At 68.4% G+C, this 23,089-nt stretch carries 23 protein-coding genes and 1 tRNA gene; 5 read left to right on the top strand and 19 right to left on the bottom strand.

Features of this window, described 5'->3' with window-relative positions; genetic code table 11:
* Positions 1-101: 101 nt before the first annotated feature.
* Both P2H44_RS11395 and P2H44_RS11390 read left to right on the top strand, forming a co-directional pair.
* The gene (locus P2H44_RS11395) at positions 102-1,298 is read left to right on the top strand and encodes a patatin-like phospholipase family protein (RefSeq protein ID WP_275763645.1); all 1,197 of its coding nucleotides are present in this window, start codon (positions 102-104) and stop codon (positions 1,296-1,298) included.
* 269 nt (positions 1,299-1,567) lie between these two features.
* On the top strand, positions 1,568-2,467 hold the full coding sequence (locus P2H44_RS11390; RefSeq protein WP_275763644.1) for a mechanosensitive ion channel family protein: 900 nt from the start codon (positions 1,568-1,570) through the stop codon (positions 2,465-2,467).
* Between the two features lie 655 nt (positions 2,468-3,122).
* On the opposite strand, the gene P2H44_RS11385 is transcribed toward P2H44_RS11390, so the two are convergent.
* Positions 3,123-3,914, bottom strand: a complete 792-nt coding sequence (locus P2H44_RS11385; protein WP_275763643.1) for a CHC2 zinc finger domain-containing protein — start codon at positions 3,912-3,914, stop codon at positions 3,123-3,125.
* A 75-nt stretch (positions 3,915-3,989) separates the two neighbouring features.
* On the opposite strand from P2H44_RS11385, the gene P2H44_RS11380 reads away from it, so the two are divergent.
* Complete coding sequence (locus tag P2H44_RS11380) at positions 3,990-4,181, top strand: hypothetical protein (RefSeq protein ID WP_275763642.1); 192 nt, start codon at positions 3,990-3,992, stop codon at positions 4,179-4,181.
* A 12-nt stretch (positions 4,182-4,193) separates the two neighbouring features.
* On the opposite strand, the gene P2H44_RS11375 is transcribed toward P2H44_RS11380, so the two are convergent.
* The 17 genes from P2H44_RS11375 to infA form a co-directional block, all read right to left on the bottom strand.
* Entirely contained in the window at positions 4,194-5,120 is a 927-nt protein-coding gene (locus P2H44_RS11375) for a replication-relaxation family protein (RefSeq protein ID WP_275763641.1), read from the bottom strand.
* Between the two features lie 18 nt (positions 5,121-5,138).
* Positions 5,139-7,328 carry an ATP-binding protein gene (locus tag P2H44_RS11370; RefSeq protein WP_275763640.1) on the bottom strand — a complete coding sequence of 730 codons (2,190 nt, stop codon included), beginning with the start codon at positions 7,326-7,328 and terminating at the stop codon, positions 5,139-5,141.
* Positions 7,328-7,687: a hypothetical protein gene (locus P2H44_RS11365; protein WP_275763639.1), complete on the bottom strand. Its 360-nt coding sequence runs from the start codon at positions 7,685-7,687 to the stop codon at positions 7,328-7,330. Before P2H44_RS11365 ends, P2H44_RS11370 begins: the two co-directional genes overlap by 1 nt.
* 977 nt (positions 7,688-8,664) lie before the next feature.
* The gene (locus P2H44_RS11360; protein WP_275763638.1) at positions 8,665-9,093 is read right to left on the bottom strand and encodes a hypothetical protein; all 429 of its coding nucleotides are present in this window, start codon (positions 9,091-9,093) and stop codon (positions 8,665-8,667) included.
* Positions 9,094-9,386: 293 nt separating this feature from the next.
* Positions 9,387-10,613, bottom strand: coding sequence for a type IV secretory system conjugative DNA transfer family protein (locus P2H44_RS11355; protein ID WP_275763636.1), 1,227 nt, complete (start codon positions 10,611-10,613; stop codon positions 9,387-9,389).
* A gap of 346 nt (positions 10,614-10,959) precedes the next feature.
* Positions 10,960-11,592: a hypothetical protein gene (locus P2H44_RS11350; protein ID WP_275763634.1), complete on the bottom strand. Its 633-nt coding sequence runs from the start codon at positions 11,590-11,592 to the stop codon at positions 10,960-10,962.
* Entirely contained in the window at positions 11,589-11,882 is a 294-nt protein-coding gene (locus P2H44_RS11345; protein ID WP_275763633.1) for a hypothetical protein, read from the bottom strand. Before P2H44_RS11345 ends, P2H44_RS11350 begins: the two co-directional genes overlap by 4 nt.
* Entirely contained in the window at positions 11,879-12,826 is a 948-nt protein-coding gene (locus P2H44_RS11340) for a helix-turn-helix domain-containing protein (RefSeq protein ID WP_275763632.1), read from the bottom strand. The genes P2H44_RS11345 and P2H44_RS11340 overlap by 4 nt, the downstream gene beginning before the upstream one ends.
* Before the next feature lie 291 nt (positions 12,827-13,117).
* Positions 13,118-13,303: a helix-turn-helix transcriptional regulator gene (locus P2H44_RS11335; RefSeq protein ID WP_275763631.1), complete on the bottom strand. Its 186-nt coding sequence runs from the start codon at positions 13,301-13,303 to the stop codon at positions 13,118-13,120.
* Between the two features lie 68 nt (positions 13,304-13,371).
* On the bottom strand, positions 13,372-13,560 hold the full coding sequence (locus P2H44_RS11330; protein WP_275763630.1) for a hypothetical protein: 189 nt from the start codon (positions 13,558-13,560) through the stop codon (positions 13,372-13,374).
* Positions 13,561-13,569: 9 nt separating this feature from the next.
* Positions 13,570-14,337 carry a hypothetical protein gene (locus P2H44_RS11325; protein ID WP_275763629.1) on the bottom strand — a complete coding sequence of 256 codons (768 nt, stop codon included), beginning with the start codon at positions 14,335-14,337 and terminating at the stop codon, positions 13,570-13,572.
* Positions 14,338-14,462: 125 nt separating this feature from the next.
* The gene (locus P2H44_RS11320) at positions 14,463-15,182 is read right to left on the bottom strand and encodes a DUF932 domain-containing protein (RefSeq protein ID WP_275763628.1); all 720 of its coding nucleotides are present in this window, start codon (positions 15,180-15,182) and stop codon (positions 14,463-14,465) included.
* A gap of 249 nt (positions 15,183-15,431) precedes the next feature.
* Positions 15,432-15,507 (bottom strand) — tRNA-Phe (locus tag P2H44_RS11315).
* A gap of 166 nt (positions 15,508-15,673) precedes the next feature.
* On the bottom strand, positions 15,674-15,868 hold the full coding sequence (locus tag P2H44_RS11310) for a DNA gyrase inhibitor YacG (RefSeq protein WP_275763627.1): 195 nt from the start codon (positions 15,866-15,868) through the stop codon (positions 15,674-15,676).
* A gap of 384 nt (positions 15,869-16,252) precedes the next feature.
* Positions 16,253-17,353, bottom strand: a complete 1,101-nt coding sequence (locus tag P2H44_RS11305) for a ribonuclease E/G (RefSeq protein WP_275763626.1) — start codon at positions 17,351-17,353, stop codon at positions 16,253-16,255.
* Complete coding sequence (locus tag P2H44_RS11300; protein WP_275763683.1) at positions 17,350-17,958, bottom strand: Maf family protein; 609 nt, start codon at positions 17,956-17,958, stop codon at positions 17,350-17,352. The genes P2H44_RS11305 and P2H44_RS11300 overlap by 4 nt, the downstream gene beginning before the upstream one ends.
* Positions 17,959-18,022: 64 nt before the next feature.
* Positions 18,023-18,241, bottom strand: a complete 219-nt coding sequence (gene infA / locus P2H44_RS11295; RefSeq protein WP_092679644.1) for a translation initiation factor IF-1 — start codon at positions 18,239-18,241, stop codon at positions 18,023-18,025.
* 725 nt (positions 18,242-18,966) lie between these two features.
* Here infA and P2H44_RS11290 point away from each other — a divergent pair.
* Together P2H44_RS11290 and P2H44_RS11285 are read left to right on the top strand one after the other, a co-directional pair.
* Entirely contained in the window at positions 18,967-19,479 is a 513-nt protein-coding gene (locus P2H44_RS11290; protein ID WP_275763625.1) for a DUF992 domain-containing protein, read from the top strand.
* A gap of 367 nt (positions 19,480-19,846) precedes the next feature.
* The gene (locus tag P2H44_RS11285; RefSeq protein ID WP_275763624.1) at positions 19,847-22,456 is read left to right on the top strand and encodes an AMP-binding protein; all 2,610 of its coding nucleotides are present in this window, start codon (positions 19,847-19,849) and stop codon (positions 22,454-22,456) included.
* A gap of 176 nt (positions 22,457-22,632) precedes the next feature.
* On the opposite strand, the gene P2H44_RS11280 is transcribed toward P2H44_RS11285, so the two are convergent.
* Positions 22,633-23,079 (bottom strand): arsenate-mycothiol transferase ArsC, encoded by a 447-nt coding sequence (locus P2H44_RS11280; protein WP_275763623.1) that lies wholly within the window; start codon positions 23,077-23,079, stop codon positions 22,633-22,635.
* Between the last annotated feature and the right edge of the window lie 10 nt (positions 23,080-23,089).

Below are 23,089 nucleotides of genomic sequence, written 5' to 3'. Positions count from 1 at the left end.
CGAGGCGATCGGGGGCGTTCAAGTTCTCGGCGACGCCGGAAAGCGCTGTGCTTGGCCGTCGCCCTCCGCCTTGGAGCGACAGCCGCGACGGAGATGCCCTCATGTCCAGGATCCTGGCTCTGTTGAGTGCCTTCGCGCTGGCTGCGTGCGCGCCGTCGATCGAGCGTGACGCTCCGCCGCTCGACCGGCTGGCGGAGGCGGCGATCCCGAACATTCCAAACGCGCGTCACTGGTCCGACCGCACGCCGGCCGACATCGACGGCATGGTCGAGGAGATGATCGCCCAGCGCCAGGCCTCCGGTCTCGATCGAAGCGTCGCCGCGCTCGCCATCTCGGGCGGCGCCGACGACGGCGCCTTCGGCGCGGGCTTGATGGCGGCCTGGACGGAGCGCGGCGACCGACCTGAATTCCCGGTGGTGACCGGCGTCAGCACCGGCGCGCTTTCGGCGCCGTTCGTGTTCCTCGGACCGAACTGGGATGACGAGCTGCAGCAGATCTACGGTGGTTTCCCGTCCGAGCGCACCTTCGCCCCGCGGTTCCTGCTGAATATCCTGCGGCAGGCCTCGGCCGCGGAATCGGCACCCCTCGCAGCGCTCATCGCCGAATACGTGGATGACGCATTTCTGGCCGAAATCGCCCGCGAGCATCGCCGGGGAAGGCGGCTCTATGTTCAGACCACCCATCTCGACGCGCAGGAGGGCATGATCTGGGACATGGGCGCGATCGCCGCGAGCGGCGCCCCGAACGCGGCGGAGGTGTTCCGCGCCGTGCTGCTCGCTTCCGCCTCCGTTCCGGGCGCTTTCCCGCCGGTGCTGATCGGGGTCGAGCTCGACGGCCTGCGCCATGACGAGATGCACGTCGACGGGGGCGCCATCTCGCAGAGCGCGCTTCTGGCGGACTGGCACGCCGATCTGGCGGGCCGCTTCTCCTATTCGGCCGATGCGGCGCCCGTGATCTACGTGATCCGCAACGGCCGCATCGGGCCGGAGTCGAAGGTGGTCGACTACGATCTTTTGGCGGTCGGAGGGCGCGCAGCCGCGACCATGATCAAGAGCCAAGGCGTCGACGATCTGCTCACGGCCCATGAGATCGGTCGGCTCAGGGGAGCGACGGTCCACCTCACTTGGATCGGCGACGATTTCCAGGCCGATTATCCCGGTCCCTTCGGCCCCGCCTACATGACCGCGCTCCAGCGCTACGGCCGCGACCTGATCCTCGAGGGCCGAGCTTGGGAGAGCCTTCCGCCGCAGCTGATGACGGATGCGGAGCGGCAGGCCTCGCTGGTTCATGCGCGATGAATGCGCTCACGCGCCGGCGAAGGCTTGATCATATTCAAGGTCTAAATCTTGCGCGGTGTGGACGGAAGTCCGACGACGGGTGGGGCGGCACGGATCCTGCGGTCGCCAACCGGGGCCGACTTGCCAACTGAAGGTGAAGGCTTTGGCCCTCGTTCGGGCTTGCTCTCGTCCCTGCCCGTAGACAGCGTTCGACCGGCCGCGCTCGAATGCGCGATGCCCGAGGTCCGGCGCGCTGACGGCAGCCCCGCGATGACGTGGAGCCCACTTTGATGGATGGCGGAACGACGCTAGCGCGTTTGATCGAAAACGGCGCTCCGCTGTCGACCCTTTTGGTGGCGGCCTTCGTCGCCTGGCAACTGGCGAAGCGCTCGGGCTCCGTGAAAGCGATGATCGCGCAGCGTCCTTGGTTCGGCGCGATAGCGGACATGTCGCTGTTTCTGGCCGCGGCCCACGGCGCCGGCGGGCTGGCGGTAGCGCTGGTCGCCGCGTTTGGATGGGAGCGCTGGCAGAGCGGCGCGCAACTCGCCGTCGCGCTGCTGATCTATCTCGGAGTCGCCTTCGTCGCAGGCCGTTTCGTCGAAGCCTGGCTTGGCTCGTCTCGCCGGGGCAGGGATGAGGCGGTGCTATCTCAACTGGGCCGTACGGTTCTTTATGTTCTTTGCATGGTGATCGGTCTGCTCGTCTTTGTCGCCACCTATCACCTTGCACCCACGAAGGTATTCCTATCGGCGGGTTTTTTCACCGCCTTCTTAGCATTGGCCACGCGGCAGATTCTGAGCGACCTGGTTTCCGGGCTCGCCATGGGTTTCGAGCGCTCATTCCGCATCGGCGACTGGATACGCTTGAGCGACGGCGTCGAAGGCGAGGTGATCGACGTCAGCTGGAGGACGACACGCCTTCGGGGCTGGGACAACGCCACCTGTGCGATCCCCAACGGCGTGCTGGCGGGCGAGACCCTTACCAATCTGCATCGACGCGGACACCCTCATGCTCGATCCTTCGACGTGCGCGTGTCGGCCGACGCGGATCCAGCTCTAGTCAAGCAGATCCTGAAGGCCGCCGCCATGAATTGCCCGGGAATACTGAGCAATCCGGCCCCGAGCGCGCGCCTGAAGGACGGCGGGACAATTCCCTACACCTACTACCTCTGGGTGTACTTTCCTGACTAGCCCTCGATGTTCCAAGCACGTGACGACCTTTTCGTTGCAGTGCATCATGGTCTCCGAGAAGCAGGGTTGCAGCCGGCTGTCCCGATAGAGGAGATCCGGCATCGGCCGGTGGACGCGGGATCGCGCGAGCTGGACACCCGTGAGAACCCTGCGAATTGAGCGCCGTTGAATGCAGCCAACGGATTGAGCCTGTCTTTCGGCCCTAGATCTTGGCGATCCGGGCTGGGCGCCCCTGCCGGACGATTTCGGACAGACTCATTACATGACACGCCGCCGTTTGTGGAAGACTAGGCGGTCGAAGCTGTAGGCCATGTTGGCCAAGGACAGTTCTGCCTCCGCCCGCGTCTGACCAATGGTGCGGATGATGGGCTCGGAGTGGCTCTTCTGATGCTCGAAGACACGCTCGACGGCGGCGCGGACCGAGGACTTCCTCGCGTTGATGCGGCTATGGTCCGGGGCATCAACTTGCCCGTCGGCTTTCGGCGATGGACGCGGCTGGTCAGCATTCCATCCGCTGGCCACGTCTCGCTGCGCTGAGAGCGGTGGGCGCAGTCCGCTCAGACCTCGGAGCCGGTGTCAAGAAACTGAAAAATTAAAAGAATCACGCCCCGCAGGAGATGATGACCGCACAAGAAAAGACCCCTCCGTGGAGGGGTCAGTGGACATGGACAGCGTCACAGCCGCGCTCGTCCATCAAGGCGGCAATCGCGTGGAGCTGCTCCGCTGCGAGGCCTTCGGTCAGCGGGGCGGCGACGTTCTCGATGCCGTTCTGCGCGGCGAGCATCGCCTCCAACGGGTCGCGGCAGAGCAGGATCTCCCCTTTGCCGACTTGGTGAGCGTTGAAGAAATGCGCCTCCGGCCGGAAGCCGTTCGGGAAGATCAACTCGGGGCTCTCTCCGCCGACGGCCCGCCCGCAGTAGGCGACCAACTCCCCCGCCCAGTCGTGGATCGGGATCGCCAGCCGCCCCCGCAGGACGCCCTTTGGGGCGTAGCCCGCGCCGAACGCCCGGCAGGTCTCCTCGGTCAGGCCGAGCGCGAGGACCTTCGGGTGGGCGGGCTGCAGATGCTCGAGGGGTTTGAGGAGGCGACGCTCCCCGTTCCCCCTTCTTCTCTCTTCGGGAACTTGTTCCTGGGGACCGTTCCGGGAACTGGTACTGTCTCCGGGTACGGTTCCGCTGTCGCCGGCAAGGAAGGCCGCGGCCTCCTTCAGCCCGCAGTCCTGCACGTGGGCCGCCAGCGAGATCATGTCGCCGCCCGTTCGGGCGCCGAAGCAGTAGAAGACGCCCTTCGCGGGCGTGACGACCAGGGCGCGCGGACCGCCCTTGCGGCAGGCGGGGCAGGGACCCCGACGCTGGCCGTTGCGCTCGATCATCTTCAGGCCGAGCAGATCGGCGGCGTCGGCGATCGACAGCCGCGACTTCAGCTCCGCGAAGTCGACGTAGGCCATGGGGACAACTCCGAAATGTACGGGATCTCAATGCATTATACTGCAGACATGAGACCCATCAGCGGAGTTGTGCACATGGCCAAGGGCGAAAAGCCGGCGTTCCGGGCGCGAGCGAAGACGCATCCGGACCAGGAATTCATGACCACCATCGGCGCCGCCTGGCGCTTCAGGGACGGCGACGGCTACGTCGTGCGGCTGGAGAGCGTGCCCGTGAACTGGGACGGCTCGTTCCTTCTCGTCCCGCCGAAGGACGACGAGGCCGACTGAACGGGCTCCCCCCTACCGGACGCGTCCCTCGGGCGCGTCCTTTTCGCGTCGGACCTCGGAGATCCGGAAGCCAGGCCAGCCGGAACGGTTCCACGGCTCGTCGAAGAGATGATCGAGCAAGGCCGGCGGTCGAAAGGCGGCGTGGAACTCCGGCACGGTGCGGGTCAGGACATAGGCGCTGCGCTCCCCCATCACCTCCGGCACGAGGCTCAGGAAGCGCCGCTCGCGAGCGGCGCTGGAGAAGACGCAGAGCAGCAGCATGCCGGCGGTGAGGCCGTAGCGCTCCTTGTAGAGTTTGCCGCCGATGAAGGCGCGGTAGTCTTCCAGCAGCGAACGGGCGCTCTTGCGCGCCTGGGTCGATGTGCGGGGCTCGGTGCCGCGGTCGGCCTCCACGCAGAAGAAGCGGTAGAGGCCGCCGTGGTCGAGGCCGAAGAGCTGGTCGGGGATCAGCCGCTTGCGGCCGATCTCGACGGCGAGCGTGGCGCCGCTCCGCTCCAGGATCCGGTGCGCGGGGATGTAGTCCACGCCGGCGTGGCGGGCGGCGATATCGATCGAGCCGGTGATGCAGGCGGTCATGTACTGGTGGACCCAGTGGCCACGCGGCGTGACCGTGTCCTCAGCGAGACCCTCGTCCTCCAGAAATGCGCGCCCCGCGGGCGCGAGATCATAGACATAGGCGTTGAAGTTCGCGTTCTCCGTGGCGCGCTGCTGGCGCGGGCAGAAGAGGAACCCGCCGGCGCGGAGCTTCTTCATTTGACGTAACGAAGTATCCAGGTCGCGGTGCGTGTCCGAGGTCAGCGCATGCAGGTAGCGCGACGACTGGGGGCCGTGCCGTTCGAGGTGCTTGAGCCAGCGAATCTCGCGCTCCGTCGGGCGAATTCCCCGAAGCGGCGCTATGTGATGGAATGTGGCCCTGCCGATACTGTCCGTCGCCCTCATGCAACGCAGTATAGCATTTCACCACTCCGTCGAGGGATCCGTGTCCTCGGCTCCGGGACGCCGGCGGGGCTTTTTCTTCCGGGGCGGCGTCGTCTTGGGCGGCTCGGCCTCGTCAGCGCTCGGCAGGTTCTCCCCCTCGCCTGACGGCCCGTCGCCGCCATCGTCCTCCGGCGGCGGATGGTCTGGCGTCTTCCCCTCTCCGAGATCCGCCTGCTCGTATTCGTCGTCCCGTTGCAGCGGCTCGGCATAGCGCTCCCGGCTGCGCCGCCGGATCTCCGCAATCTCCTCGGCACTCGCCTGCGGAAGGTTCTCCAGCACGAAGAACGGGAACGAGATCGACACCGCGCGCCGGGTTACGCCACGCACCCAGACCGCGAAGCTGCCTTTGGGCTGGCGCTGCACCAGGTCGGCGTCGGCGTTCATCTGCCCCGCCAGCGCGCGGGCGTCGCGGGCGGAGACGCCGCCGGCCATCTTGATCGAGGTGTTGGCCTCGATCGCCTCCTGCAGCTTGGCGTCGAGCTGGCCGAGATACTGGTGCGCCAGCACCATGCCGACGCGGTACTTGCGCGCCTGGCTGAGGATCACGGCGATGGTGCGGTCGAAGTAGTCCTGCGCCTCGTCGATGTAGACCAGCGTGGGCGTGCGCTCCCAGTCCGGCAGCACGGCGCGCTCCTGCGCCGCTTGGGCGATCAGCGCGATGAAGAAGCGGCCGAAGATCTCCGTGCCGCTCTCCTTCAGCAGCGACTTCGAGGTGTTGATCAGGATCAGCTTGCCGGCGTTGATCTCGGCGAACATGTCGAGTTTCGAGGCGGGGTGCGAGAACATCCGCTCGAAGGTGCGGTTCTCCAAGACCTGGTAGAGCCGGCGCACGACCTGGCGCTTGGTCTGCTCGAACTCCTTGCCGTCGAATTCGCTCTCGAAGAAGTGCCGGGCGGTGCCGTCGAGTTTTTCGATGTGGACGCGGAACCGGTCGGCGCCGCCGGGCTCCAGGAGCTCGCGCAGCGTGTGGATCGTGGCGTCGGGGATGTGCAGCATCAGCCGCGTCACGTAGCGGAAGACCACGCCCTGCTTGGCGGTCATGCCGGCCTGCAGCAGCGAGCCGAGCACGAAGTCGTAGAGCTCGATGATCGAGTTGGTCAGCCGCTCCCGCTCCAGCGCGTCGTAGCCGGCGAGGCGCTCCTGCCCGACCGAGAAGAGGTTGAGGCAGACCGGCCAGTCGATGTCCTCCGGGTCGATCACCACGATCCGTTCGGGATCGACCGTGCGGGCGGCGAGCACGTTGCGGATCAAGTCGCCCTGGCTGTCGATCACCACCACGCTCTTCTCGCCGCGGGCGACGTCCTCGAGGTCGCGGGCGATGTGGAACTGCAGCGTCTGCGTCTTGCCGTGGCCCGAGCCGGCGACGATGTGGGCGTGCTCGAAGCGCACGGCCTCGGGAATGGCGAAGGGCGTGCGGAGTTCGAAGAGCCGCGCCAGCGGCGTGCCGCCGAGATAGGCCTGCACGACGTCGTCGCCCCGGTAGTCCTCGGGCAGGACCGGCGTGGTGCGGTGCGTGGCGGCGTAGTTGGCGTTGAGCCGGTCGCGCATCGGCTTGAAGTGGCCGTAGCCGGTCTCGGCGAAGAAGGGCGCGATCACCTCCGCCACCGCCCTGCCGGGCTCGTCGACGAACTGGGTGATCTCGACCAGCACGTCCCCCTCCAGCGGCGGCACGCGGCGGGCGATCGCGGCGAGGCTTTCGGAGATCGCGTGCAGCGCGGAGAGCGACATCTCCCGGTCGTGGCCGGCCTCGCCGGCGCGGGCCAGCCGGTCGCGGTAGCGGGCGGCCTCGACGGTGTTGTGCAGCGCCGGCGGCGGCGGGATCTCCCGCTCCAGCCCCTCGGCGCGGAAGATCTCGCGGCCGATCTCCAGCAGCCCCTCGCGGAGCACGCGGGGCGTGCCGGACGGCAGCCGGCGGCCGAGGGCGTCGTCGATCTCCTCGGGGCTCAGGCGCACGCGCGCGCGACGCGCGTGCTCGTAGAGCTCCATGGTCTCGCGACGGGCGATGCGCTCGGCGCGGGCCGGGCTGTCGCGATAGAGGCGGTATCCGATCCACGCGGCGCCGCCGACGAGGAAGAGCGGCGTGACGAGGATCGCGAGCGCGAGGGCCAGCGCGAGGACGATCAGCGTGCCGTAGAGCTCGACGAACTCCTGGCCCGTCGAGCGCGCCATCAGATCTCGATGACCTTGCGGCCGCCGGGCTCGGCGTTGACGTCGAGCCAGGCCTTCAGCCGGTGCAGCGCGTCGACGAGCTGCGCCTCGTAGAGCTTCGCGTCGCCGGGCGTCGCGCAGCGGAACCGGTCGGGCTTGCGCTCGACGAGGTGCTTCACGCGCAGCGCGTACCAGTCCGGATCGTCCTCGGCGCGGGCGTCGGCCGGCCAGCGCTCCAGCAGCACCGTCTCGCCGAGGTCGCGCTGGCGGATGATCTGCGTCTCCTCATGCGTGAAGTGCACCGTCACGCGCACCTCGTGCAGGGGCCTGCGGAAGAGCAGGCCGGCGCGGGTTTCGGCGTGGTCGATGGCGATGCGCATGCGTCATGATCTACCCACGCCGGCGGGCGAACAACCGTCCCGTTCTTGCAGCGGCTGACAAGCCCGCTCCGGGCGGAGACCGAACCTCCACTGCGCTCGGTACGAAAGGCCGGAAAAGGCCGGAAAAGGCCGAGAGTGATTTGCGGCAATATGCAAGATAATTCCATGTTGTGAGGAGCATTATGCTAAGTTATTTCCTATCCAGGCGGCCAAATCCGATAGCAGATCTATCTTTTGAGCAGAGCCCAGCACAACATTGCTTCGAGGATCTATAGAATAGTAAATGGTCATCGCCAAAGTTCCAGAAACAAAACTAGTCCTTCGAACCAAGATACTGCGAAACGCGAAATTGCTTTCGCGAAAAGTCCGGTGTGGCTCGTCATCAGGCAGCTGGCCCGGATGAATACTTGTTAGCGGGCTGCATACGCTCGCTAGATAGGGCGCATGCCCCTTCAAAGCGGTAACATCGTACAGGCGAGCAATGAAGGCCCGCATCTCATCAACCGTCCCAGGTGTAGACACGTCCTTACACTCAATAGCAACGACAGGGCGCCCGAATGGGACACCACCAGTCCTCCGCGCTCGTAGTGTAGAGGCTGTGTGCGCCGGCACGATGGCAATATCGAACTCGTGCTTCGCGCCACTCCTTCCGGAAAACTGGACGCCATTCCATATTTCCCACTCGCGTTGAGAGTTTTTCAATTGAAATGCGAAAACGCTCATACCATTGGCGCCTTGTCTCCTGCCTGGCAAACCGGAAGGCGAACCTCCGCGCTGAACGAACTGTCGGTTTGCGTCGCCAGGACTTATCTTGGTGCCGTCAGACCGCCTTACCCAAACTGTAGCACCTAAGGATCGCAGTTTATCCGCGATAGATGTCATAATATACAATTCGTAAACGCGACCTGCGCCATTGGCATTCTTCAGCACAGTTGCACTGCCAACGACTGAGTTTAGCGCACCAGAAATTGCGGCAATCATAGATTTTCGGTTCCGCCTAGTATTTCAGACTTCCATTCCTCAACAGCGAGACGCAGTTGATCCAACCCGCCCAAGGCATGCTCAACGGCTGGCCCGTCTATTGAGGCTTCAAGCTCCCCATCGTCGCCCAAGAGAGCCACGCCCCCTTCCGAACGATCAATACCCGCGCCTTCGTACTCCCCAATCAAACTTGAAACGGCCTCGATGGATCCCCGAGCCATAAGGAGTGTTTCCTCGATCCTCCTCACAACAAGTATGGCAGCAATATCGACTTGTTCGTCCCCTGTCCAAGGTCTTGAAAGGGTTGTCTCCGCTTGGTCTTCGTTCTCAGAACGCACGTCTTCATTTTGTCGGACTCGTTCCTGAGCGCCAGACACCGCATCTTCGGACTCGATCATTAAGTCGCCCATTTCGATGGTGGCCAATATGTCTCTCACAAGCCAATCGAGATTGGATGCCGCCAACGTTTCAAGCAATGGGAAAATACGACTATCGATCAAAAGCGAGTCCACTGTGTAAGTTGTCAACCATGCAGTTGTGGCCCAGAATAGTCTCCTTGAAAAGATCGGGCTCCATTACATCAAGCGATATCGGCCGTTCTGGCCGCGAGGAGGCTATCCCAGGACACATTCCCGGGACTGTCCGTATGAGCCTGCGCTTCCGCTAATTTTGATCGTTTGAAGGCCGACAGTCGATTCGGAATTTCGTCGCGCGTGAACTATACGACGGTTCTGGGCCGAGAGCACCGAAGCCCTAAGCCCGCCAGTCGTCTGATCTCCACACGCACCTTCCTTCGCGACCGCGTGTAATGCCGCCGACTGAACGCCCGAATCCGCTTCGCGACCTCCGGCCTTCTCTCTTCGGGAACCGTGGGCGTCCGCCACATTACCCGGCTCTCCGACGGCGTCACGATCCGCGCCGCGTAGGGCGGCAGCTTCGCGATGGAGTCGTGCAGCCCGTCCACCGGGAACACGTGCCGCAGCGCCTCGGCGTCGGCGTGCCCCGTCCGGAAGGCGATGCGCGTGCCGACGCCGCCCGTCACCGCCTCGCGCAGCCCGGGACGAAGCTGGTCGAGATACTGGTGGCAGAGCGTCAGGCTCACCCGGAACTTCCGGATGCCCGAGATCATCTCCACCAGCGTGCCGCCGCCGAAGTGGTGGCACTCGTCCAGGTACACGTGGAACGGCCGGTCGTCCTCCCGCGCCAGCGCCGCCGCGTGCAGCCGCGCCAGCAGCAGCGCGCCCAGCGTCGCTGTCTTCTGCAGCCCCAGCCGCCCCTGCGGCAGCCGCGCGATCAGGATCCTCCCGCGCATCACCGCGTCCAGGTCGATCGCGCTCCGCGCCGGCCCGATCACGTTGCGCACCCGCGGGTCGGCCAGCAGCATGCCGATCTTGTTGAGCGTCGAGCGCGCGCTCTCCCGCCGCTCCCGCTCCGACATGCCCGCGTACTCCGTCTCCCAGAAGTCCCGCACGATCGGGTCGCGCAGGTGCGCCAGCACCCGCTCGCGGAACCGGTCGTTGGTGAGCATGAAGCGGATGCCCATCAGCGAGCCGTCCGGCGCGTCCAGCAGCGCGGCGGAGGCGTTGTAGAGGTACTGGTCCATCACCGGCGTCGCGAGCCGCTCGTAGCCCCAGACGCTCTTGAACGCGTCGACGATCGAGGACGCCACGAACGGCCGCCAGTCCTCCGCCACGCGCTCGAGCATGTTGATCGGCGCGGGGTGCTCCAGGTCGGAGGGATCGAACAGGATCACGTCGGGAACCCGCCGCGGCGGGATCAGCTCCAGCAGCTGGTCGGCGTCCTCCCCGTGCGGGTCCACGTAGAACAGCCCGTCGCCGCGGTCGATGTCGGCGAGCATCAGGTTCAGCATCAGCGTGGACTTCCCCATGCCGGTCTGGCCGAGGATCCAGCGGTGCTGGAAGCGGTGTCTGTCGTCGGGCGCCATGAGGACGCCGTCCCGAAGACCGGAGGCGCCGTCGTGCGGTGGCGAGGCGCTCCGATGCGAGGCGGCGTCGTCTAGGAACCGTCCTCCCTTATTCTACAGGAACCGTCCGTCCACAGTCGTCTGGCCGAAAGGCCATGACTTCACCGGACCCACCCCCGCGGCCGCGGCCCCCGGCCGTCGCCCGCGGTGGCTCGGGCCGTCCGCAGGCGGCCTGGGGCCGGTGAAGTCATGGCGTGAGCCTGACGATCTGTGTGACGGAATGCGTTGGAACGAGGCCGCATGTTTCCACATGCGGGATACCCATAGGGGTTGGGTAGGTCGTGTGGGGGGGGTAGGCGTCGAAGGTCTAATCGGCCTGGCCGTGGAACTGGATGTCGCGCCCGTACTCCAGCTTGGCCGCTTCGCAGACTGCGCGAAGTGCTCGCTCGAGGTCGGCTGTTCCGATGTTGGCGCTCACCCACCAACCTGATGTCGTCCGCAGCACTGGCAAGTCGGGGCGACCGGGATGGACGATCTCCCGGCGCCTCGAGACGAAAGCGCGCTTCCGCGACGGGCTCGCGGCGAGTCGTTCGACAGCGTTCGGCGCCACTTGGTGCAGCGCGTCGACGACCTTGAGGAACATGTCGCCAAGCGTGGCGGCGTGCATCTCCTCGCCGAGCATGGTGAGCGAGTACTTCTCGTCCGCGCGACGGTGACGCCGTCGCGGCGTCGCCGCAGGTCGCCGGGCTGGCAGTGGCCGCGGCTCCATGTCCGCCGATGCCGTCTGAGTGGCGCTTTGATCTGTCGGCAGCTCCGTATCGACATGCTGCGATTCCGGCGCAAGCGGCGGAGCGGGCTCGACCCTGGCGGCGGCCTTCGCGATCCGTGCCACGACAGCGTCCAGCGCTTCATCGCCGCCTTCGCGCAGTGGCAGGAGCAGCGCCACGGTCGACTCTCGGAGCCTGACCGTCATCATCGGCGATTGAGGTGTTCCGGTCATCGCGCTTCCCTCCCCTTGCGCAGCGCGCGCTTCTGATCGGCAGGCTTCGATCGATAGGCCGTGATCACTGCATCCCCCAGAAGCACCACCTTGGTGCCGCGTAGACGCTCGACGCGCTGCAGGCGGTGCTTCAGACGGACGATCTCGTCGTCAGCGTCGGCGTCGGTGAGCAGCCAGGCGTCGTCGCCGACCGGGCTGGCCACCTCCATGACCAGCGCGAGATCGGCATCGCGAAGGCCGCGCTGGCGCATCCGGGCTTCGACGTGACGGGTGTATGAGAAAGTGCTCACAGCTCGATCCCCTCCAACGAAATTTCCCGCTCTGCGCGCCGCTTCTCCTCTTCCTCGCGAATTTCGGCCGGGATTTTGTCCACGAGCCATTCGATGCGCGCAGTGGTGTTTTCCTGGCCGCGAAGCTCCTCCGGCATCGTGTTCAGCGCGACTTTGACGTTCTCGACGGCGAAACGTGCCCAGGAGTCGCCCCCAGTCAGATCCTGGAGCCACTGCTGGAAGATCGGCCAGTTGGGCAATCCGCCTCTGTATGACATCTCGATTTCTTCCGGGCTGATGGCGCCGCCCCCAACCGACGTCGCCGCATCGCGAAGAAAATCGACAAACGGGTTTGTCTCGCTGGGGTCGAATGGCTCTGCGAATTGTGCCTCTTCCAGTACCTTCGCGCCGAATACGTCTCGCGCCGATATCGAAACATCTTCGCCGTAGTAGGCGTCGTCAAAGTCCATCTGCGCAACTGCGCCGTGCCTCAGGTGACGAGGGAGTTTTGCCATTGCCTCCTCGAACGCTGCGTTGGCCTCCACCAGTTCGCGGCGACGACGTGCAAGGCTCATTTCGGCGAGCAGCGTAAACATCCACGGAGCCGCTTCAACGAGGTCGTTAAACGATACCTCGTAGTGATGAAGTGCCCAGCGGTAGTTATGGCGCACTTGGTCGGGGAGGCGGATCTTAATTAGGGTGAACCCCAGATCCCGCCACTCCTCATCGCTAATTTCACTGGGCGGCTTGCCGAGTGCCTCGGGTGAAACATCAAGCGCCTTTGCGAGGCTGTCCACGGTATGGGCACGCACCTTGTGGGGCGGCGTCTCGCCGTTCTCGATCCGACTGATTGTTCTCTTGCTGATGCTGGCACCCCGGATCCCGCTAGCCTTGTCGGCCAGCGCTTGCTGGGAGAGCCCCTGCTTGGTCCTCAGGCTCTTTAAGGTCTCTGGATTGATGGTCATGACGGGCTCCTTGCGTTGCTCGCTACAAATATGGCGTCAAAATCTGACGTCACAATAGCCAATTGAGCGACGTATGGCTCATCAATGTGGCGCCATCTCTTAGAGCGAGCGCCGTCCATGATGCCGGTAGTGGCTCCAGGGTCGCCGAACGCAGGAGACGCCTGGAGCCCACTGCACTCTCTATGTCACCAGCCAGCGCCATTCGCGCTTCTACAAGCGCGAATGGCGGTCCGCGACGCGAACTGAAGAAAGTGGGGGCGGCCTGTGCACGACCGCCCCCTTGCTCCTTGGTCAGGAGCGATCACGAGTCTCGATGCGGTCCATGATCCATGCGTCGATCTCGTCCTCGACCCACCCGACCCGGTTCGGGCCGAGCTGCACCCGTTTCGGGAACAGGCCGACTTTCTCCAGTCGGGCGATGTGCTGGGGCGAGTAGCAGACCCTGTCCCGCACCTCTCTCTTCGTGAGCAGTTTCATCGCGAACACTCCGTTGCTGCGGAGCATCGCGATGCCCCTGGGTTTCCCCATGGGAAGCCCAGAGTAGCTCACCGATCGCCTAGCTGTCGACCGACCGCCCGCCGCCGCGTCTCTTTCTTCAGCCAATGAGACAGCACGTAGAGCCCGCCGCCGACGAAGAGCAGCGGGATGCCGATCGGCGGCATCCAGATGAAGACGAGGCCGATCAGCCCGAGAAGCCCCGCCAAGCCTAGCAGCACGTTCGCGAGCAGAGCCACGGGAGGTGCCTAGCCCTTCGACCGTTCGGGCGCTGTGAGCGGCGGCTCGGCGTCGAGCGCCGTCAGCCTCGGTTCCGACGCCTGCGCACCTGCCCGGACGCTGGCGCCGATATCCATCTGCGCTTCCGGCAGAGTTTGCGAGTCCCTGTCGCCGACCTCGAAAAGGTTCTCGGCCGGTCGGGTGACCTGCCGGCGATGTTCGATGTCGCCGGGCCTGTGCTCCACCGTACCGAGGAGGCGGTCGACGTGCTGTTTCGCGTCCGGCAGCGACGCGAAATACTGTTTCTCTACAAGCACGCCGTTCCCCATGGGTGCGATCGTGTGGCCGCGGTATTCGATTGCCGATTGCAGAACGGGATGGGCCTCGCCGCCGCCGAGCGTCGGCTGCTTCGCGGGCGTCTTGCCGTTAGTGGCTTCTGCATGACGAGCTCCGGCGTTCGGTTCCAACGGAATGCTCCCCGCCTGTGCAAAACTTGGCGCGGCCTTCAGTAGGCGGAGTTGCTCCTGCGCGACGTCGAGGAGCCGATCCGTCGTCTGCGCCTGATCGACGACAGCGCGGAAGGCCTGGCAGATGGCCGCGCCCAGGAGCCCCAGAAAGGCAAGGGCTATCCCAGGCATGATCGCGTACATGCCCGCGAGGCCGGACATCGACCCGAAGCCCCGGCTCGCCGAACTCCCACCAGCCAATGCGATCAAGGCGCCCAAGAGGAGCGCAACCCAGGAAATGATCTCAAGGAACCCGAGTACTGTGCGCGCGGTGGTGTAGTCCCTGCCCATGGTCGCCGCCTCCCTTTGCGCGGATCACGTAACGTCATCTTGGATGATGAACGCGATACGGCGGATCGCAAGGGTGTATTTTCGAGCCTGCATGGCCCCCACGAAAAAGAGGGGCCGGTGGCCCCTCAGTGGATCGTCTCGCAGGTTCCGTCGATGACGTCGTGCAGACGCCGTGTGACACTCGGGTCCTCGGCGACTCGGCCGGAGAGCGCGAAGGTCGCGGCGTTGAACAGCCGCCAGGCCGTCCGCTCGCCCCACTCCTCGTGCTCCGGCTCCTCCCACTGCTTCAGCACAGCGGCGATGCGCTGCACGTTGATCACGCCGCGCCGGTACATCTCGAGAATCGCGTGGTCGGCCGCCGCGTCGGTTAGTGGCGTCCGGCGGTAGAGCTCGATCACCCGGTGCTGGGCCTCGCGGCTCTCCACCAGCGGCTCGATCAGGTTCATAACTAGGCCGGGGATGTCCCGCATCGCGTGCCGGCTGTGCCGCCGCCGAACGACGTGGTCGGCGAAGAAGGCGAGGTTGTCGCAGCAGAAGACGCGGCTGCCGAAGCCGATCCCGATCGGGAACTTCTTGTCGTGGCTGTTCCGCATGACGACGGTGTCGCGGTAGCCCGTCCAGGCGCTCTCCAGCGTCATGAGGCCGAAGTAGCGCGCGCCGTCGGCGGTGAGGCCGTGGTGCTCCTCGACGATCTCGTGGCCGTAGAAGCCGAGCGAGTGGCGCACGAGATCGACGAGGCGGTGGTGCGGGATCGGCACGTGGGTCGGCGTCGCGGCCGGGGTGTCGAGATCGCGGAGCATCAGGTAGGTCACCTCATCGGCGCCGCAGTGAAGCATCAGTGTCATGGAGCCCTCCGTAGGTTCTGGTCCGGGCTCATTCTAACATTCTGAAGCAAAACGAATTTCCGTTATCCACGTTGTCACGATCGGGTTGGGCGTCAGCCGTATGCAGGGCAGGTATGAGCTCGAACCGCTTCGAATGCGTGCCACCTTCATCGGGATCGACGTGAACTGCTCTGCCGGGTGGGCTGAGGGGTGGGCCAACTTGGCATCACCCTCAAAAGTGATTTGAAATCATATATTTATGAGAAAAAATGGTGCCCGGGGGCGGATTCGAACCACCGACACGCGGATTTTCAATCCGCTGCTCTACCAACTGAGCTACCCGGGCGGGGCGCCGCTGGGCGGCGCGAGGGGGGAGATATCGAATGGCGGAGGGGCTGGCAAGAGGCCCCGGAGCGTTTTCTTGCTCCGAGGCGCCGGACGTTTCGTCAGGGGCGCGTCCGGACCCTGCGGCGGGGCGGCCCGGTCGGCTGGAAGGACCGCGGGCGAGGGCGTCAGCGGTCCGGGTCGGCGTCGGGGGCGTGCAGGGCGTGGAAGGCGGCGTCCTCGGCGTCGGGATCGTCCTCCTCGACGGCGGGGATGGCGTAGGCGCCGTTCAGCCAGCGCGCGAGATCGACGTCGGCGCAGCGCTTGGAGCAGAAGGGGCGGTAGCGCTCGGCCATGGGCTTACGGCAGATCGGGCAGGGCATGGGCGCCTCTCGGATCGGGAGGGAGGACGGGCAGGGTCGCGGAGGCGGCGCGCGGAGGCAAGGGGGCCGGGCGCGCCGGTTTCGGGAACGGGGGAGGACGAAGGCGGCGGAAGCCGGGCCTCCCCTGCGGATCGGACTGCGGGCGCGGCGCCCGGGCGCGGCCTGAGGAGGATCGGAGGCCGCCCCAGGGCGCCTGCGGCGGGCCCGGGATGCGGGACTTGCCCGGCGGGCGCCGCGGGCCACGGGGCGAAACGCCGGGGCGCGCCGCGGGCGGGGCCTCGGCCGCCGGCGGGACGGCCGACGCGGCGCCTGGCTGCGGGCTCTGACCGGCGGCGGCGCGTCGTGGGGGCCGCCGGCCGGGTCGGGCCCCAGGTTAGGCCCCGATCAGGCGAAGTCGCGGGGCAGCAGCTCGGAGAGGGCGCGGCGCTCGCGGCGGCGGGAGAGCTCGAGGTGGCCCAGCGGGGTCCAGCCGAGGACCTGGGTTTCCACCGGGTCCTCGCGCAGGGCGCGCTTGATCGCGGTCTCGGCCTGCTTGCGGTCGCGTTTCGACAGCGGCGCGAGGTCCACCACGATCTGCCCGCCCAGGCCCCGCAGGCGGAGCTGGCGGGGCAGGTCGGCGAGGGCGGCGAGGTTCGCCTTCAGTCCCGAAGCGGTGGAGAAGTCGCCGCCGGTGTTCACGTCGACCGCGACGAGGGCGGAGGTCGGCTCGACCATCATCCACGCCTCGCCCGTCAGGCCCACCCGCGGACGCAGCAGCGCGCCGAGCTGGTCGAGCGCGCCGAGGTCGTCCCACAGGCGCAGATCGCCGCGGATCACCTCGTCGGGCTCGGGGTCGACCCAGTCGCGCCAGGCGCGGGTGACGGCGTCGGGGGCGGCGACGATCTCGCCGGGGGCGGCGTCGCCGGCCTCGGCTGCGCGCGCCTCGTTCAGGAGGCCCGCGAGGGCGGCCACGTCCTCGGCGACCGCGTCGGGGTCCACGCCCTCGGCGGCGCTGCGCAGGATCGCGCCGGGGGCGGCCTCGCCCAGGTCGTCGGGGCCCAGGCCCGCCTCGGCCAGCGCGTCCTCGGCCACCGCGCGCAGGCGCGCGGCCTCGTCGTCGTCGCGGATGCGGCGGGCGACGTTGATGCCGGGCGCGTGGGGCGTGAGGATCGCGTAGCGGCCCTTGTAGAGCGGCTCGTCGGAGACGGGCGTGGCCTTGCCGGGCTCCGCATGGCGGGCGATCTGCACCAGCAGGCGCTCGCCGGGCCTGGCCTTGCGGGGCGCCTTGAGGAAGCCCTCGCGCCCGTCGCCGAGATCGAGGAAGACGGCCCCCAGCGCCTCGACCCGGCGGATCACGCGGGCGAGGTGCACGGCCTCGATGCGGGGGGTGGGATCGCTCTCGGGCGGGTCGACCAGCAGGTCCTCCAGCCGCCCGTTCTCCATCCGGGCGGCGAGCATCGGCCAGCCGGGTTCGTCCTCGAGGATCAGAACGGCGCGACCCTTCATGCGGGCGGTCCTTCCCATGTGACGGGCACGCCCGCCCCCTGCAGGAGGTTCGCGACCTCCGTCAGGGGCAGGCCCACCACGTTGGTGTAGCTGCCGTTGATGGCGGGGATGAAGCCGGCGCCGATGCCCTGGATGGCGTAGCCGCCGGCCTTGCCGCGCCATTCGCCGGAGCGCAGGTAGGCCGAGATCTCGTCCTGGGAGAGGCGCTTGAAGCGCACCTGCGTCTCGACCCGGCGGGTCCATTCGCGTGCCCCGCGGCGCAGGGCGACCCCGGTGATCACCCGGTGGCGGCGCCCCGAGAGCAGGGCGAGGAAGCGGTAGGCCTCCGCCTCGTCCGCCGGCTTGCCGAGGATCCGGCGGCCGGCGGCGACGACGGTGTCGGCGGCGAGCACGGCGGCGTCGTCGCCCAAGGGCAGGGCCTCGGTCACCGCGGCCGCCTTCTGGCGCGCGAGGCGCAGGGCGTAGCGGCGCGGCTCCTCGTCCCGGGCCGGCGTCTCGTCGATGTCGGCGGGGAGCACGGCGTCGGGGACGACGCCGATCGAGGCGAGCAGCGCGAGGCGCCGCGGAGAGGCCGAGCCCAGCACGAGGCGGGGCGCGGCGCGCATCGCGGCCGCCGGCCCGTCCGCGCCGAGCGCCTGCGGCGCAGGGGCGGGGTCGGCGGTCATCGTCTTACTTGAAGCGGTAGGTGATGCGGCCCTTGGTGAGGTCGTAGGGCGTCATCTCCACCTGGACCTTGTCGCCCGCCAGCACGCGGATGCGGTTCTTGCGCATCTTGCCCGCGGTGTGGGCGATGATCTCATGGCCGTTCTCGAGCTTCACCCGAAAGGTCGCGTTGGGCAGAAGTTCGACGACGACCCCGGGAAATTCGAGAGTCTCTTCCTTGGCCATGCCATCTCCGGAGCAGCAAACAGGGATCGACGCGGCGCACCCCTGCGCGTCGCGTGCCGGGGGGTATGGCGCCGCGGGAGAGGTTTTTCAAGGCGCCGCGCGCGGGGGCCTCGCGCGCGGGTGAGCGCGCGTGCGCCGGGCAGAGGGGGGCGCAGGAGCCGGGGAGGGCCTCCGAGGCGGGGCGCGCCGGCCGGCCGCTGCGCGCGGGGGCGCCGTGCGTGCCCGGCGACGCGTCGGGAGCCCCGCGGGGATCAGGGCCCGCGCCCGCTCCCCGCAGCCGTCCGTGGCCGGCGCCGCCCGAGCCCCGACGGGCGCCGGGTCGAGGACGAGACGGCTTCGCCGGCCGCTCGGCGATCCATGGTCCGGCCTCCCGCGAAGCGTTGCACGAGGTCGGCGACGGACGGCTCCGCGGAACAGGCGCTCGCCCTGGTGACCTAGGGGCAGGGCGCCGGCGGCGGGAGGCGGCAGACGCGGGCCACGGGCGGCGGCCGGGGGACGCGCCGCGGGCGGGGCCGGGCCAGGGGCGCGACGGGAGACGCGGCGCCTTGCGCCGGGGGCCGGGGCCCGGGCGGCGCCCCGATCCGGGCCGATTGCGGCGGCGCCGCCCTAATCGGGGCGATGTCGGGGTCTTGTTGAGACCCGCGTTGAAGGGGGCCGCGGCCCTCCCATCTCTCTCACCACGGCGCGACGCTGCGTGCGGCGCCCGAAACGTAACGGAGGACAACATGATCACCCGCAAGATCGCCGGCCTTTCCGCTCTCGCCCTGACCGCCGCCGCCGCGGTGTCCGGCCCGGCGCTCGCCGCCGGCCAGGCCAACGAGCGCGAAGCGGCCGTGGAAGTGGGCGTCCTGACCTGCGACCTGACCGCCAAGGACAACGACATCATCCGCGCCAAGACCGAGTACGTCTGCAACCTCGACGCGCAGGACGACCAGTTCGACGGCACCTATGTCGCCAACATCACCAAGTGGGGCGTGGACCTCTCGACCACCGACCAGGAGGTCATCAAGTGGGCGGTCCTGACCACCCAGGAGAAGTTCAACCCGACGATGATGGACGGCGAGTACGTGGGCGCCTCGGCCGACGTGTCGGTGAAGTACGGCGCGGGCGTGCGGGTGCTGGTGGGCGGCGAGTCCGACGCCATCTCGCTGCAGCCGCTGTCGGTCTCGGGCAAGGAGGGCTACGGCCTGGCCGTGGGCCTCGAGTCGATGGAGCTCCGCTCGGTCGATCCCTCGTGATCCGGGCCTGACCGTGATCTCCCGCCCCGGGTCGTCGAGCCCGGGGCGGGGGTTCCTCCCGACGGGGTCTCCGTCCGGGAGGGGCGGCCTGCGGGCCGGCCTCCTCCCGACGCCGTGACGCCTAGCTTCGTGAACCCGGGCTTTCTTGCGGCCGGTCGCGCACCATCCCTCGCGCCGACCGCCCCGATCGGGAGAGACGCGCCCCGCGAGTTTCTCGCGGGGCGCGTCGATTCATATTGAAATTCGTTGATGAATGCTAACGACTTGCCGGTCGTCCGGTCCCCTGCAATAAACGTTCATGTAGCGGGAAGGTCGCCATTCGCGACATTCCAGGGGCGCGGCGATTCCACTGATGGTAAACTGATTCATGAACGTCTTTCTCGACGCCATGGCGCGGCACGCGGCCGAACGCCCTGACTCGATCCTCCTGCACGACATCGCGCGCGGGACCTCGCTGACGCGCGCCACGATGGACGCGGCGTCGGACCGGCTGGCGGCCTGGCTGGCGGCGGAAGGCTTCGGGCCGGGGGACGTGGTGCTGCACCTGGGCGGCACGGGCGCCCCGCGGCTGGCGTCGAACTTCGGCGCGGCGAAGGCGGGCTGCGCCTTCGGGGCGCCCGACCCCGCGATGCCCGACCCGGTGGTGGCGGACGTGTTCCGCAAGACCGGCGCGAAGCTGGCGCTGGTCGACGACGAGGCCGCGCGCGTCCGCTTCGCCCCGATGATCCGGACCGAAATCCTGCCCCCGCCGGAAGACGCCGACCGCGCCGCGATCCCGCGGTTCGAGCGCGTGGCGCTGCGGGACGAGGATCCGGTGATCGTGCGCTTCACCTCCGGCTCCTCCGGCACGCCGAAATGCCCGATGATGGACGCGGTGGGGATGGACGCGGTGCTGGCCTGCACCCGCGCGGTGCAGATCCTGACGCCCGAGGACCGGACGCTGCTGACCGGCTCGTGGTGGCCGAACTCCTATTACGCGCTGATGGCCGAGGGCTCGACCCTGACGGTCTGCGACTTCGCCCTGCTGGGGCCGGCGGGGGTGGCCGAGACGCTGCTCGCCCACAAGATCACCTTCATGCGCATCTTCACCGCCGGCTACCGGGCGCTGGCCGCGACCGGGCTGGGGCCGTTCCCGGACCTGAAGGTGATCGCGATGGCGGGCGAGGCGCTGCGCGCCGACGACCTGCGCGACTTCGACCGGATGAGCGCGCCGGGGGCGGAGCTGCGCAACATCTACGCCTCCTCCGAGAGCCAGGTCGGCTCGACCTACACCCATCGCCACGGCGACCCGATCCCCGAGACGGTGCCGCTGGGGACGGTGGACATCCCCGGCATTCTGCGGGTGCTCGACGCCTCGGGCGCGGAGGTCGGCGAGGGGCAGGTGGGCGAGCTCGTGGCCCACGGCGCGCATCTCTCGGTGGGCTGGATGGGCCTGCCCGAGGAGACGGCGGCCTGTTTCGACATCCCGCCCGGCGACCCGGCGGCGCGGCGCTGGTTCTCGGGCGACCTGGGCTGGCGGGACGCGCAGGGGATGCTGCATCCCGCGGGGCGCAAGGACGACCAGGTGAAGATCCGCGGCTACAACGTGCGCCTGACCGAGGTGGAGCGCGCCATCGCGACCCTGCCGGGGGTGCGCGACGTGGCGGCGGTGGCGCCGGTGGGGCCGGGGGGCGTGCGGCGGCTGGCGGCCTTCGTGATCCCCTCGCCCGGCGCGCGGCCCGACCCGTCGGAGCTGCGCCGGCGCCTGGCGGAGGCCTATCCGGGCTGGATGGTGCCGGGGCGGATCCGGGTCGTCGAGGACTTCCCCCGCACCGGCCCCACCCGCAAGGTCAAGCGCCAGGCCTTCCCCGACCCGTTCGCCGAGCCCGCCGAGACCGGGGGCGAAGGCGGCCCGCCGCAGGGCCCGACCGAGTCGCTGGTCGCCGAGGTCTGGCGCGAGACGCTGGGCGCGGGCGGCTTCGGGCGCGAGGACGATTTCTTCGACATCGGCGGCGACTCGCTGCAGGCCAAGACCATGACGCTGGAGTGCGAGGCGCGCCTGGGCGTGCGCGTGCCGCTCGAGTCGCTGATGCTGGACGGGGCCACGGTCGCCGCCATCGCCGCCCGGCTGGACGCGGCCCGCGCGGCGGGTGGAAGCGTCGAGGCCGCGGGCGGACGGCTGGCGGCGCTGAACCGGCCAGATCCGCGCGCGACCCGGGTGATCCATGCGATGCACGTCGGCGACGGGAACCTGTCGGACTTGCTGCCGCTCGCCCATGCGCTGGAAGGGCGGGCCGAGGTGATCGGCGTGCGCCCGTTTACCGACGCGCCCCCGCGGCGCCGGATGCCGGCCTATGGTCGCGACGCCGCCGCGGCGGTGATCGACGAGAGCGAGGCCCGCGCGCGCGCGACCGGCGTGGGCGGCGGCGCGGTCGATCCCGCCGCGCCCGCGGTTCTGGTGGGCTTCAGCTTCGGCTCGATCGTGGCGGCCGAGGCGGCGCGGGCGATGGTGCGAGCGGGCCAGCCCGCCCCGCGGCTGGTGCTGATGGATCCGCCGGCGCCCTGGCTCGACCGGCTGCTGGCGCCGCGGCGCCTGCGCCGGGCGGCGCGGAACGAGGGGATGGCGGGCGTCACGCGCCTCGCCCTGCCGATGCTGGGCATGGCGGGTCCGGGCGGACGGCCGGCGGCGGCCTCAGCCGCGCTCGCGCTCGCGCGCGCGCCGACCCCGCCTTCGGGGCAGCGCACGCTTCTGGTGGTGGCCGTCGACGATCCCAGCGCCGAGGAGCGTCAGCGCGCCTGGCAGGCGCTGCTGGGGCCGGAGGCGGAGCTGCTGCGCCTGCCGGGCGGGCACATGGACATCGTGCGCCCCGAGGGCGCTCCGACGCTGGCGGCCGGGATCTGCGCCTGGCTGGACCGGCTCGACGGCGTCAAGGCGCCCGACGCCCCGGAGCCGCGCCCCGACAAGGCGTCAAAGCCCGCCACGCGCGAAATCGCCTGAAGGCGGGCGCGCTGCCCGGCGTTGCAGGCATAGGTTGCAGGCATCGGTTCGGGTCAGGGCGCGCGGCCGGGCCGCCATGCGCCTCCCGCCCGCTACGCGAGGCGTGCCGACGAGGCTCTTCCGACGGATAATAAGGGCGCCTCCGCTCCCGGTCTCCGGCGCGGCCGCCGCGCCGGTCAGAACGCGGGAAATTCCCGGCGCAGGTTGGCGAGGATCTGGTCGCGGGCCTGCCGGTAGGCGTCGAGCTTCTGCTCGCGCGTCTGGCCGATCCCGGTGGGATCGAGGGTGGGCCAGTAGCGGACTTCCGTGGCGAACCAGCGCGTCTGGTCGAGGGCGGCGCGCTGGGCGGCCGGCGACAGGGCCACGATCAGCTCGTAGCTGTCGATCTGGTCGCCGCCCATGGCCAGGTCCTCGAAGCTGCGGACCTTGTGGGCGGTCAGCGGCACGCCGATCTCGGCGCAGGCGGCCACCGCGAACGGGTCCACGTCCATGTCGTGCTTCACGCCCGCCGACTGCACGAAGACCCGCGTGCCGTGCAGCTTCTTCATCATCCCCTCGGCCATGGGGGAGCGCACCGCGTTGTGATCGCAGCAGAACAGGATCGAGGCGGGAAGCTCGGCCAAGGGCTTGGGT

Source organism: Albimonas marina, assembly GCF_029223255.1.
Taxonomy (GTDB): Bacteria; Pseudomonadota; Alphaproteobacteria; order Rhodobacterales; family Rhodobacteraceae; genus Albimonas.
The sequence above is the reverse complement of the archived record's forward strand: the minus strand, read 5'-3'. Positions and strand labels throughout refer to the sequence as shown.